The organism is Eubacterium sp. OM08-24, from assembly GCF_003438075.1.
In the GTDB taxonomy this organism is placed as follows: Bacteria; Bacillota; Clostridia; order Oscillospirales; family Acutalibacteraceae; genus Ruminococcoides.
Map to the genome: position 1 here is coordinate 1 of NZ_QSTA01000011.1, position 13559 is coordinate 13559.

Annotated in this window: 11 protein-coding genes; 8 read left to right on the plus strand and 3 right to left on the minus strand. The window is 38.2% G+C overall.

Annotation, left to right across the window (positions count from 1 at the left end; genetic code table 11):
* The 5 genes from DXC23_RS10990 to DXC23_RS11010 form a co-directional block, all read left to right on the plus strand.
* The coding region (locus DXC23_RS10990; protein ID WP_207658472.1) for a hypothetical protein at positions 1–540 on the plus strand (540 nt) is incomplete at its 5' end.
* Between the two features lie 13 nt (positions 541–553).
* A complete protein-coding gene (locus tag DXC23_RS10995) occupies positions 554–3628 on the plus strand; it encodes a type I restriction endonuclease subunit R (protein ID WP_117706358.1) in 3075 nt (1024 codons plus the stop codon).
* A gap of 188 nt (positions 3629–3816) precedes the next feature.
* Positions 3817–4317 (plus strand): TIR domain-containing protein, encoded by a 501-nt coding sequence (locus tag DXC23_RS11000; protein WP_117706361.1) that lies wholly within the window; start codon positions 3817–3819, stop codon positions 4315–4317.
* Complete coding sequence (locus DXC23_RS11005) at positions 4298–5257, plus strand: macro domain-containing protein (protein ID WP_117706364.1); 960 nt, start codon at positions 4298–4300, stop codon at positions 5255–5257. Before DXC23_RS11000 ends, DXC23_RS11005 begins: the two co-directional genes overlap by 20 nt.
* A 322-nt stretch (positions 5258–5579) precedes the next feature.
* Entirely contained in the window at positions 5580–6422 is an 843-nt protein-coding gene (locus DXC23_RS11010) for a carbon-nitrogen hydrolase family protein (RefSeq protein WP_117706366.1), read from the plus strand.
* A gap of 166 nt (positions 6423–6588) precedes the next feature.
* Here the strand turns inward: DXC23_RS11010 and DXC23_RS11015 are convergent, their stop codons facing one another.
* The 3 genes from DXC23_RS11015 to DXC23_RS11025 form a co-directional block, all read right to left on the minus strand.
* A complete protein-coding gene (locus tag DXC23_RS11015) occupies positions 6589–8064 on the minus strand; it encodes an LCP family protein (RefSeq protein ID WP_117706368.1) in 1476 nt (491 codons plus the stop codon).
* Positions 8048–8830 (minus strand): class B sortase, encoded by a 783-nt coding sequence (gene srtB, locus DXC23_RS11020; protein ID WP_158552570.1) that lies wholly within the window; start codon positions 8828–8830, stop codon positions 8048–8050. The genes DXC23_RS11015 and srtB overlap by 17 nt, the downstream gene beginning before the upstream one ends.
* A gap of 132 nt (positions 8831–8962) precedes the next feature.
* A complete protein-coding gene (locus tag DXC23_RS11025; RefSeq protein WP_117706372.1) occupies positions 8963–9445 on the minus strand; it encodes a hypothetical protein in 483 nt (160 codons plus the stop codon).
* 263 nt (positions 9446–9708) lie between these two features.
* On the opposite strand from DXC23_RS11025, the gene nadA reads away from it, so the two are divergent.
* From nadA to eno, 3 genes are all read left to right on the plus strand, one after another.
* A complete protein-coding gene (gene nadA, locus DXC23_RS11030; RefSeq protein ID WP_117706374.1) occupies positions 9709–10626 on the plus strand; it encodes a quinolinate synthase NadA in 918 nt (305 codons plus the stop codon).
* Positions 10627–10636: 10 nt separating this feature from the next.
* On the plus strand, positions 10637–11710 hold the full coding sequence (gene mnmA, locus DXC23_RS11035) for a tRNA 2-thiouridine(34) synthase MnmA (RefSeq protein WP_117706376.1): 1074 nt from the start codon (positions 10637–10639) through the stop codon (positions 11708–11710).
* 401 nt (positions 11711–12111) lie between these two features.
* Positions 12112–13407, plus strand: coding sequence for a phosphopyruvate hydratase (gene eno, locus DXC23_RS11040; RefSeq protein ID WP_117706378.1), 1296 nt, complete (start codon positions 12112–12114; stop codon positions 13405–13407).
* The last annotated feature ends 152 nt before the right edge of the window (positions 13408–13559 follow it).

Consider the following 13559-nt stretch of genomic DNA (forward strand, 5'->3'; position numbering starts at 1 on the left):
CTAAATTATTGTTTATCAAAGGGGGAATTTTATATGACAATCAACAATATTAAAGAAAACAAAATTGCCCCATTTGAAATTGACGATATTAAATTGACAAGATTATTTAGCTTTTTCTTACACTCAGCACCAACGATTGATAGTAACTTAGCGTCAAGAATTGATGATGATAGATTGTTAAGTAATTGGAACAACTTTGTATCACGATTTACAAACGGGAGAATATCATTATATTCAGATTCATATTCTTCCGAAAAACTCATACAACAGTTTGAAAGACACGGATTGAGCGATGAATCAGCAGTCAGTCGCAGGTTAAAAGCCATAGTTTGCAAAAGAAAAAACAAAACAGAAACAGATTATCAATGTGTGCTACGCCATTTGAGAAATTCAATAGCTCACGGCAATCTCTATTTATCAAATGCAGGTAATAGAAAATACATATTGTTTGAAGATTATAATAAAAGAGGAAATATTACAGCAAGGATACTTCTATCTCAGGCAGATTTATCATTGCTTAAACAAGAAATAGTGAAATAAAGGAGAAATGAAAATGTCGGGATTATATACCGAAGCTGATTATGAAAATTCAGTAATCGAGCTGTTCAGAAATGATTTGGGATACGAGTACGCATACGGTCCCGATATAGAAAGGGACTTTTACAGTCCGTTGTATGAAGATGTACTCTATGACTGCATTGAAAGAATAAATTCAAACATGCCTATTTCGGCACTTAATGAAGCAATCTTTAAGTTAAAAAACTTTGAAAACGGAGAGCTTGTTCAGAAAAATGCCGTATTTATGGATTATTTACAGAACGGTATTCCTGTTTCCTACTTTGATGACGGAGATGAACGCAGCGGTATAGTATATCTTGTTGATTACAAAAATCCCGACAACAATTCCTTTATTGTAGCTAATCAATGGACTTTTATTGAGAACAGCAATAAACGACCTGATGTAATTCTCTTTTTGAACGGCTTACCGGTTGTACTGGTCGAGCTGAAATCCCCGTCCCGTGAAGAAACGGACGCTTCCGAAGCGTACAGACAGCTCCGCAACTATATGAAAGAAATCCCATCTATGTTCATTTACAACGCAATTTGCGTAATGAGCGACCAGTTGACCTCAAAAGCGGGTACGATCACCTCCGGTGAAGACCGCTTTATGGAGTGGAAAACAAAAGACGGTGACTACGAAAACACGCAGTATGCACAGTTTGATACTTTCTTTGAGGGTATGTTCCAAAAGGCACGACTGCTTGATATAATCAAAAACTTTATTTGCTTTTCTAACGAGGGTATCAACTCGTTTAAGATACTTGCAGGTTATCATCAATATTTTGCGGTCAGAAAAGCGATTGAATCCACAAAACACGCTACCGTTACCGACGGTAAGGGCGGTGTATTTTGGCACACCCAAGGCAGCGGCAAATCGCTGTCTATGGTGTTCTATGCTCATTTGTTGCAAGAAGCGTTAGAAAGTCCAACGATTGTTGTTATCACAGACAGAAACGACCTTGACGACCAGCTTTACGGTCAGTTTGCAAAGTGCAAAGACTTTTTAAGGCAAGAGCCGGTACACGCTACTTGCAGAAAGTTGACAGAAACTTCGGGTAAAAATGATGTCGGATTAAGGGACTGGCTGGACGGCAGACAGGCAAACGGCATTATTTTTACCACTATGCAAAAGTTTGAGGAGTCCCACGAAGCGTTATCCGAACGCCACAATATCGTTGTTATGGCAGACGAGGCGCACCGTGGACAATATGGACTGACTGAAACTGTGGATGAAAAAACCGGTAAGATTAAAATCGGTACAGCTCGTATTATCCGCAACACTTTGCCTAACGCTACATATATCGGCTTTACAGGCACGCCTATTTCTTCAAAAGACCGCAGTACCCGTGAGGTATTTGGTGACTATATCGACATTTACGATATGACACAGGCGGTTGAGGACGGAGCAACACGCCCTGTTTATTACGAAAGCCGTGTAATTAAGCTCAATCTTGATGAAGCAACGCTGCGGCTGATTGATACCGAGTATGATGTTATGTCCGCCAACGCAGACGAAGAAGTTATCGAAAAAAGCAAGCGTGAACTCGGTCAGATGGAAGCAATCCTCGGCAATGACAACACAATCAACTCGCTTGTAAGTGATATACTCGACCACTACGAGAACAACAGAGAAAACCTGCTGACAGGCAAGGCAATGATTGTTGCCTACTCTCGTCCTATCGCTATGAAAATTTACAAGCGTATTTTAGAGCTGCGCCCTGCTTGGACGGAAAAAGTTGCGGTTGTAATGACTTCCGGCAACAACGACCCGGAAGAATGGCGTGAGATAATCGGCAACAAACACCACAAGGATGAGCTTGCAAAGAAGTTCAAAGACAATAACAGTCCTTTGAAAATCGCTATCGTCGTGGATATGTGGCTGACCGGATTTGATGTGCCGTCTCTTGTCACGATGTATGTTTACAAGCCTATGTCCGGACACAATCTTATGCAGGCAATCGCCCGTGTAAACCGTGTGTTCAGAGACAAGGAAGGCGGACTTGTCGTTGACTATGTAGGAATTGCCACCGCCTTAAAGCAGGCAATGAATGACTATACTTCCCGTGATAAGAAGAACTACGGCGATACCGATGTTGCTAAGGTCGCTTATCCGAAGTTCTTGGAAAAGCTGTCTGTTTGCCGTGATAAATTCCACGGATATGATTATTCCAAATTCCAAAACGGCACAGACCTTGAAAGAGCAAAGACTATCAGCGGTGCTGTCAACTTCATTATGGGCAGAGAAAAAATCGACGATAAGGACTCGTTTGTAAAAGAAGCGCTTATGCTTCATCAGGCTTTGTCCCTTTGCTCCTCTATGGTTGATGAGGATGACCGTATAGAAGCAGCGTTCTTTGAGTCTGTGCGTGTACTTGTTTTGCGGCTTGCCAATACAGGCGTAGGCAAGAAAATATCCTTGCCTGAAATGAACGCAAGGATTAACGAACTCTTAAAGCAGAGCATCAAGAGCGAAGGCGTTATCAACCTTTTCTCGGATATTAAAGAGGAATTTTCTCTCTTTGACCCTAAGTTCCTGCAAGAAGTTGCGAATATGAAAGAAAAGAACCTTGCCGTCGAGCTTTTGAAAAAGTTAATTGCAGAGCAGGTTTCTGTTTACCGCAGGACGAATGTAGTTAAGTCTGAAAAGTTTAGCGAGATTATGCAGCGTTCGCTCAATGCGTATTTGAACGGTATGCTGACCAACGAAGAAGTCATTGAAGAAATGCTGAAACTGGCAAAGCAGATTGCGGCAGCACAAAAAGAAGGCGACCAACTCGGACTTACAGCCGATGAGCTTGCTTTCTATGACGCTCTCACGAAGCCGCAGGCAATCAAGGACTTCTACGAAAATGACGAACTCATTGCCATTACTAAAGAACTTGCCGATACTCTCCGCAGAAACAAGACGATTGACTGGCAAAAGCGTGAGTCCGCAAGGGCAAAAATGCGTATGCTCATTAAGAAACTTTTGAAAAAGCACAAGTACCCGCCGGAGGGTATGGATGACGCAGTTCAAACGGTTATGACCCAATGCGAACTTTGGACGGATAATGTAATGGAAGTATAAGTCGCCTGAAGTTGATGATGAATTATTATTCAAGAAAACAAAAAAAGAATACATATTTACAAATTATTGTATAATATGGTATAATTAATTTACATAGCGAGTCATTATTATTAATTTATTCCTTTGGTAAAAAGTGTAAAACTGTTGTTTGGATTAAAATATTTTTATTTTTGAAAGGGGAAAAGTAAATGTCTTACAGAAACAAAGTATATGTGTCTATGGATGCAGACAATGATCTTAGATATTACTACTTAATGAAAGCATGGAAACAAAACGACAACACATCTTTTAATTTTTATGATGCTCACGATTTAAACAATATTTATGATAAAAGTGAAGCATCAATTAAAGCAGGATTACAGGAAAGATTTATGAATACTAAAGTTTTTGTTCTTTTAGTCGGAGATCATACTAAATACTTATACAAATATGTACGTTGGGAAATTGAGCAAGCCATAAAAAGAGAACTTCCTTGTATCGTTGTAAACCTCAATGGTAAAAGAAGTGCTGATGAATCTCTTTGTCCCGCATTGATGAGAGATAATCTTGCTATATATATTAGTTTTAATGCAAAGATACTTCAATATGCTTTAGAAAACTGGCCTGAGTTTGACGAAAAATATCGAAGAGAAGGAAAAATAGGGGCATATTATTATAAAGAGAGCGTATATGAAAAACTGGGGTTATAAACTATATATTCAATACATATTGCCTATAACTAAAAAACCTTTTGTTTATATTTCAACATTATTTGCAATTGTAGGTGGTTATTACACACTCTGTGAAATTGAGCAAAATGTATTTAAAACGGATTTTTTAATTGGTTGTTTTAGAAAACATATCGCTTGTTTTATAATTGTATTTATATTAATTACTATTTGTATTCTCAAAGAAAAATCTGAAAAAAGTTCTTATATTGGCTCGAAAGATACTATTGTTTCTTTGAAATTGGCTAATTTATTAAGCATAAAAAAATCAGCAATAGTTATTCCTACAAATACTACATTTGACACAATAATTAACGACGAATTTATCAGTGTTAAAAGCATTCAAGGCCAATTTCAAAAAAAGTTTTATGGTAACGACTATTCAGAATTAAATAATTCTATTAAAAGCTATTTAGATCAATTTCACGCTAATAGTTTTAGTGTTTTACAAGATCGAACAAAAACTAATACTAAACGTTATGATATTGGGACAGTTGCAAAAGTCACTCAAAGGGGCCAGCATTTTTATTTTTTAGCCGTTGCTGATGTTTCTCCGACCGGTAAACCTAAAAATGTTACAATGCAAAATATGACAAAAGCTCTTGTTGGATTATGGGATTTTCTTTCGCAAGAAGGGCACAATGAGCCAATCACGATACCAGTTATAGGAACTGGTCGTGGTGGCTTACGAGATGGAAAACTTGAGGATGTTGTTCACGAATCTATTTTTTCTTTTATTACAAAAAGTCAGGATGAATTTGTATCAAGAAAAATGACTGTGTGTATATATCCACAATCTCTTTCAGATGCTAATGTAACTTGGGAAGACTTATGTGATTATTTACAATGGCAATGTAAGTTTAATAATGAGAATATACGAAAAGCACAGAATTCTTCAGTTCACGGAAAAGGTATTACTTAAGATTTATTACTTTAAAGTATTGATACTAAACAAGCGCTATGGTATAATATCATTACTTCGTGGCAACGATATGGCAACAAAAAATCGGATAGCGTATGCTTTACCGATAATTCAAATAATATAAATACTCTCTGATAAATTTCATAAACAAATGTGTTTAAGTTTAATTTACAGGGAGCGAGTGGGAATAACAAACAGTAATGCCGAAAGCCTGTATTTATGCAGGTTTCCAGCTTTTGTTTTATTAAATGATTTGCTCAATTTGTGGCGGAGTAAAGTTGAGCTTTTTGATAGAGAGTAGTATAAAAGAGAGGGGATAAAAGTGTTTAAGATTGCAATCTTACAAAAAAGAGCCACTAATGCGCAAATAGATAAGAATATTGAAACTATCATTATGGCAATGGAAGAGGCTTCGGTAAACCATGCAGATATTCTATTGTTGCCAGAATGTTTTATTACAGGATATGATTTGCCTATGTCATACGAAAAAAGCATTGCAGATGATGATATAAGAATTGCAATAATATGTGAGAATGCTAAAAAATATAAAATTGGTGTGGTACTCACTGCATTTACAAAAGGTAATAAGCAACCACAAAACTCAGCTTTTGTTATTAATAAGTCGGGCGATATATTAATGAAATACTCTAAGGTGCATACCTGTGATTTTGCAGATGAAAGAAATGTTGAATCAGGTAAAGAATTTAAGGTGTGTGATTTTGAAGGAATACAATTAGGTATTATGATTTGTTATGACAGAGAGTATCCCGAAAGTGCAAGAATACTGATGCTAAAAGGTGCTGAAGTTATTCTTGTCCCAAATGATTGTGGTTCTATGCAACCAAGAATCAGAGCACTTTCTACAAGAGCATATGAAAATATGGTTGCAGTTGCTATGGCGAATCCGAATGGAGATAACGCCGGATGTTCTTGTGCATTTAGTACAATTTGTTGGGATGAAAACGGAAAGTGTGTTGATAACACAGTTTTGTTGGCTGACGATAAAACTGAGGGGATTTTTTATGCTGAGATTGATATGGAAGATATAAGAAAATACAGAAATCGAGAAATGTTAGGAAATACATTTCGTAAAGTAGAGGCGTACGAGCAATTACTAAGTGATGAAATCAAGCCACCTTTTATAAGAAATGGTCAGAATAGATAATTATGTAGGAGTTTGTTTTTTGCCGTTAGAATTAAAAAGAAGAATGGTACAATTTTAAAAGAACAATTCTTTAAAAATACGGTCATAAATTTTATCTTTAAAAACTAAACTTTGCGTCAGATAATAAAAAATCCAAAGTCGATTTTAGTCGGCTTTGGGTTTTTGTTTATTCGTTATATGGTTTATAATAGGTGTCAAGTATTAGCTTGTAGAACTCGTCTTCGTTTATATGAAACTCTGTATATCGCTCGCCTTTTTTTAATTCACCGGGTACAGATACCATTGTCATATTCATACCGTTGTGGCTGAGCATATTCTGCGAAAGGTAACATATTTTAGACGGGTTTAGGTTCGTGCATGAGTATGGGGCAGAGGCGTTGAACAGACTTACAGGAGTTGTAATATCCTTTTTGGTCTGCGCAAGAACCGTATTCATAAATGAATCAAGGTAAACCTGCTGTCTTTGCATACGCTTGCTGTTTGCGTCAACACTTTCGCTATCTCTCACACGAACAAAATTTTCGGAGTCTTTGCCCTCAAGATGATAGCTTTCGCCTTCTTTAAAATCACCTATCGTTTCGGGAGATACGACATCAACTCCGCCGACTGCATCATTGATAGCTGAAATTCCGTCAAGGTCAAGCGCAAAATATGAATTAATGGGAATATTGTAGAAAAGTCTTTCGACCGCTGTTACGGTGTTTGCACAGCTTGAATCTTTACCGTTACCGTAAGCGTAGGCAAGACAAATCTGCTCATTTACTGTTTCTACATAATAACCGCTTGCCGAATAAACCGCAACATCGGTCATTGTATCTCTTGAGATATTAATGAGTTTTGTTTCGCCTGTTGAAGTGTCTATCGCAGCAAGAATGAGCACATCGGCTTGTCCATTTTCGCCTTTAATATTGCTTGCACTGTCAAAAGTGGACTTATCTACACCCATACAGAGAATGCTCGTCATACTATTGTTAAATTCATAGGTCTGTCCGTTATACACAACATACTGACCGCCGTTTTGCACAACGACATTTGTCGGAGCGGATATTATGTTGGTATTATTAAGTAGCTCCTTTGAGCCGTTGTAGACAAACCAAACAAGCAGTCCGCTAACTATAATTACAAGAGAAAGAATTACGCTTGCAATCGTGAGAATTACTCTCTGCCATCTTTTAAAGCGCCTTTTCTTTTTCTTCATGACTTTTCGCTTTTTTTTAATAACTTTTTTTTGCTCTTTAGAACCCATTGCAGGATGAGTGCTTTTTACGAGCTCATCGTATTCCTGTAAATATTTTTCGTTGCCTGAGCTTTTTGTACTGCACTTATGAGCACTTCCTTTTGCAGGGCGTGAGCTTTGCACCAGCAGGGTATCTTCGGCATTTTCTGTATTTGAATGATGATGGTGGTGATGATGATGACTATGACTTCTATGAGCCTTAGTGAATATATAATCATCTATATCATCATTTATACTGCGTTCGGCATATTTTACCTCGCCGAGTTCACCGTCGCTTGCCACGCCCTCCTCGGTTTGAGGTGGCAATTTGCTTGAGTAGCTGTATATATCATCAAAGTTATTAGTTTTGTTGTCAGCAGTATTTTCCGCATTACTGCTGTTTTCACTGCTATTTTGTGAGTTCATCCTTTATTAACACCCCCTGTAAAAGAAGTCTTCCTTCACCCGAATTTAAACAGGTGCTGAGTGTAACAATTTTATCGTTTGTTGTCAGCTCAAGATTATCTCTTACAACTTTTGTGAATGACCTTGGATTCTGTATATAATCAAGGTACTCCTGAAATACCTCGTCCTTATCAAAATCAAAGGAGTTCATAATGTGTCTGTCATCATATGAATATACCGAGGCGATACGATAGGTTAGTTTGTGCTTAGGTCTGTAAATATAAAAATATTCGTGATTGTTAAAAAAGTCACTATCGGTAAATTTATACAGATCGGCAAACATACTTCCGTCTGCCATATTGTGACCATAGAGCACCGTTACCCTGTCGTGCATATAAATGGAATTGCAGTACTGCGAATATATCGAGCCTGAAAAGCTGTAATTTCCGTAAATATCATGGTCGAGATAAAAATTATCATTACTGTTGCTTCTGCATACTGGATAATTTATATTGGTATCGGGAATATATATCCACGAATAAATTTCATCATTTTGCTTTTGCAGAGAAGTAAAGTCGATAGGATTATCGGCAAGTGCTTCATCTATTGACGGAGTTGTTACTTCGTTTGAAATACTCGGAGCAACCGAGCTTGCAAGATTATTGTATTCCTGCTGTGTTTTTTGCTGAGAATTCATACGGTACATAACATACACAATACAGCAAATAAGCAGAATTATTGTAATGATAAGAATTGTTATTAAAAATTTATTTCGGTTTCTTTTCATAGGTAAATCTCTCATATAATTGTAACAAACATCGACAACAAAGTCAACATTTATCCAATATCATATAGGAATATAGCGTTTATAAGCATTAAAAAACAGCTTCCGTTTTGCGAAAGCTGTTTTAAAAGCAAATTAGTTTGATTTCTTAGACTTAACAATAGTTACGCTGACAGCAACAGCAATAAGTGTTAAGCTGATCATCACATAAGGCATTGCGTTTGAAGGGCCGGTCTGAGGTGATTTGTCAGAAGTATCAGTTGTAACAGACTGTGTAGGTGACTCGCCGTCCTTTGTGTAGTAAGGAGTTACTTTAATATCACCTGTGATAATAAGATCAAGATCTTTATCTGTGAGTGGCTGATCTGTTCTGTAAGGACCGTCGATTACCCAGTGGTCAAAAGTATATCCGGGATTTGGTTTTGGAGTAATATGAACATTCTGGTTACCGTCCTCGTCAATATCTGTTGTAAATTCATAGTCACCGCTGCCACCCGGTGTAGGAACAACAACAACTACATAAACATATGTTCCGGTCGGACTTGGTGCGGCAAATACCGGAACTGCCGCTACAAGCATCAGCACAAGTGCCAACGCAATTGAAACAACCTTTTTCATTGTACTAACCTCCTGTTTAATCCATAATAAATTAAGATAAAGCAGAGAAACCCTACTTTTACATATTCATTATTATATCACAAGTAAATCATAAAGTAAAGACAAAAAAGCAAATAAATTTCGTCAAATATGCTAATATATAATTATTATTGCAACTAAAGACTAATAATATTTACAAATTAAAAAGACCTATTGCAATAGTAGGCAAAAAAATGTATAATTAAGTATATTATGTAAGAAAAAATGTGAAAGGAAATGTATATATGAATATTTCTGAAGTTCAAAATAAAATTCTTGAGTTGAAAAAGGAAAAGGATGTTTGTATTCTTGCACACAGCTATCAGGCAAGAGAAATTTGCGAAATCTCCGATTTTACAGGCGACAGTTACAAGCTCAGTGTAGATGCAAGTAAGGTGAAAAATAAAAATATTCTTATGTGCGGAGTTCGCTTTATGGCAGAAACCTGCAAAATTCTCTCACCCGACAAAACAGTTTATCTCGCTCAGCCGAGCGCAGGCTGTCAGATGGCTGACCAGATGGATAAAGAGATGATTTCTTCTGTAAAAGAAATGTATCCCGATTATGCAGTTGTTGCATACATAAATACTACCGCAGATTTAAAAACTATTTGTGATGTTTGCGTAACAAGCTCATCTGCCGTAAAGATTGTAAGCAATATGCCTGAAAAGAATATTCTTTTCATTCCCGACTGCAATCTCGGCGACTATGTAAGCCGTCAGCTTCCCGACAAAAACTTTAAGCTTTTGCATGGCGGCTGTCCTATTCACGCTTGCGTATCGGCAGAAGATGTTAAAAAGGCAAAGGCTCAGTTTCCAAACGCAGAGCTGCTCGTTCACCCTGAGTGTCAGCCTGCTGTTGTTGACCTTGCAGATTATGTCGGCTCAACATCGGGCATTATGAATTACGCAAAAAACAGCGACAAAAAGGAGTTTATTATCGGTACAGAAATCAGCATTGCAGAGCATTTGCAGTTTGACTGCCCTGATAAGAAATTCCATATTCTTACACATAAGCTCATTTGCCCTAATATGAAAGCTACTACACTTATGGATGTATTTAATTGCCTTAACGGCGAGGGCGGCGAGGAAATTATCCTTGATGAGCAGACTATTACAGACGCAAAGAAATGTATTGACGAGATGATAAGACTTGGCGGTTAAGGAGAATAATATGACCGAAAGGGCATTAATAGCAATGAGCGGAGGAGTAGACAGCTCGGTAGCGGCTTGCTTAATAAAGGAGCAAGGCTATGACGCTACGGGTATTACTCTCAAGCTTTTTGATAATGAAGATATAGGCGAAAAGAAAGAAAAAACCTGTTGCTCGCTTGACGATATTGACGATGCAAGAAATGTTTGCAGAAAAATAGGTATTCCGTACTATGTTTACAACTTTAAAGACAGCTTTAAGGAAAATGTAATAAACCGTTTTATATCGGCATATGAAAACGGATGCACACCTAATCCTTGTATTGACTGCAACAGATATATTAAGTTTGAAAAGCTAATGCAGAGGGCAGACGAGCTTGATTTTGACTATGTTGTTACAGGGCATTACTCTGTCATTGAGTATGACGAGGGATTGCAGAGATACTTACTGAGAAAATCTCCCGATGTAACAAAGGATCAGAGCTATGTGCTGTATTCGCTAACTCAAAAACAGCTTTCAAGAACCTTACTTCCGCTCGGCAAACTCACCAAGCACGAGGTAAGACATATTGCGGAAAAATATCACCTTATTAATGCTCAAAAACATGACAGCCAAGATATTTGCTTTGTACCAGATGGCGACTATGCAAAATTCATTGAGCAATATACGGGCAGAAAGTATGAGTTTGGCGATTTTGTAGATGAAAACGGAAAGGTTCTCGGAACGCATAAGGGCATTATCAGATACACAATAGGTCAGCGCAAGGGACTTGGTCTTGCTTTGCCGCACCCTATGTATGTTAAGGAAAAGGATATTGCAAATAACAAGGTAATTCTTTGTGAAAATGAGAGCCTGTTCTCAAGAGAGCTTTATGCAAAGGATATTAATCTTATAGCATATGAAAAACTCGACAAGCCTTTGCATATAAAGGCAAGGGTGAGATACAACCAGCCCGAACAGGATGCAACCGTTGAGCAGTTGTCGGATAACAGACTGCATATTGTTTTTGACAAGCCGCAAAGAGCTATTTCAAAGGGACAAGCAGTTGTTTTGTATGACGGCGATGTTGTTATCGGCGGCGGAACAATAGAATAATTACAGGCAAAGGCAGTTGGAAAATATACAACTGCCTTTTTAAGTAGCAGAGGGGTGGATAAGGTGCTGATAAAAATAGGTGATTTTGAATTTACGAAATGTTGGGACGGGGTGTTTTATAAAAAATTATCCGATTATCCTAAAATATCGAATTGGAAAATACAGACAATTACAGCGGTTTTAATTGTAACGATTTGAACCGCTGTATATTTTTTGAGATAAAAATAAAAAAACACTTGATTTTCTTTTGAGTGTAGTATAAAATGTGTATGGTTAGTTAAAACTAACCTGTTGAATAAATCATGTGGACTTCCCGAGAATCCTCTACTTCTGTTCACCGGAGGGAGTTGCTAACCTTCCGGAGGGGAGTCTGCGAATACGACTATAAGGAGATTGTTAAAATGGCTTATTTGGAAATTGAAAAAGTTATTGGCAGAGAAATTCTTGACTCCCGAGGAAATCCTACTGTTGAGGCAGAGGTTACACTCATTGACGGTACGGTTGCAAGAGGTACTGCGCCAAGCGGTGCGTCAACAGGCGAGTTTGAGGCACTTGAACTTCGTGACGGCGACAAGTCAAGATACCTTGGCAAGGGTGTTTCAAAGGCAGTAGAAAATATTAATACAGTAATTAACGATACAATAAGCGGTATGGACGCATCGGATATTTATGCGGTTGACAAGGCAATGATTGAGGCTGACGGCACAAAGGATAAATCAAACCTTGGTGCGAATGCTGTTCTTGCCGTTTCTATTGCAACTGCAAGAGCGGCGGCTGCGGCGCTTGATATTCCGCTTTACAGATTTCTCGGCGGTATTTCTGGCAACAGACTTCCTGTACCTATGATGAATATTCTCAACGGTGGCGCACACGCCGCAAACACTGTTGATGTTCAGGAATTTATGATTATGCCTGTCGGCGCTCCGAGCTTTAAGGAATGTTTGCGCTGGTGTGCAGAGGTTTTCCATGCACTTGCCGCTTTACTTAAATCTAAAGGACTTGCTACTTCTGTTGGCGATGAGGGTGGCTTTGCTCCTGACCTTGCAAGTGACGAGGAGGCTATTCAGTATATTCTTGAGGCTGTTAAAAATGCAGGCTATGAACCCGGCAAAGACTTTATGATTGCTATGGATGCTGCATCATCTGAGTGGAAAGGCAGCAAAAAGGGTGAGTATGTTCTTCCGAAAGCAGGCACAAAGTTTACTTCTGCCGAGCTTATTGAACATTGGAAACAGCTTGTAGAAAAGTACCCGATTATTTCTATTGAGGACGCTCTTGATGAGGAAGATTGGGAGGGCTGGCAGCAGCTTACAAAGGAGCTTGGCGACAAGGTTCAGCTTGTTGGCGATGACCTCTTTGTTACAAATACAGAAAGACTTGCAAAGGGAATTGAGCTTGGATGCGGCAACTCAATTCTCATTAAACTCAATCAGATTGGCTCGGTTTCAGAAACACTTGAGGCTATCAAGATGGCTCACAAGGCAGGCTATACCGCAATTTCTTCACACCGCAGCGGCGAAACAGCAGATACAACTATTGCAGACCTTGCAGTGGCACTTAACACTTGTCAGATTAAAACAGGTGCTCCAAGCCGCTCGGAGCGTGTTGCAAAGTACAATCAGCTTTTGAGAATTGAGGAAGAACTCGGCGAAAGCGCAGTTTATCCACAAATGAATGCTTTTAATGTTAAAAAGTAAAATTTTTATCTTGCATTAATAGTAATTAAGAGAGAGCAGGTAGCATGCAGCTGTCTGCTCTCTCTGTTTGTGAGGATTATATGGCAAGAATGTTTTGTTATGTTTAATGCCGAAGAAGTATTTTTAAATTATGGTTTAGCGCATAGCTTTAG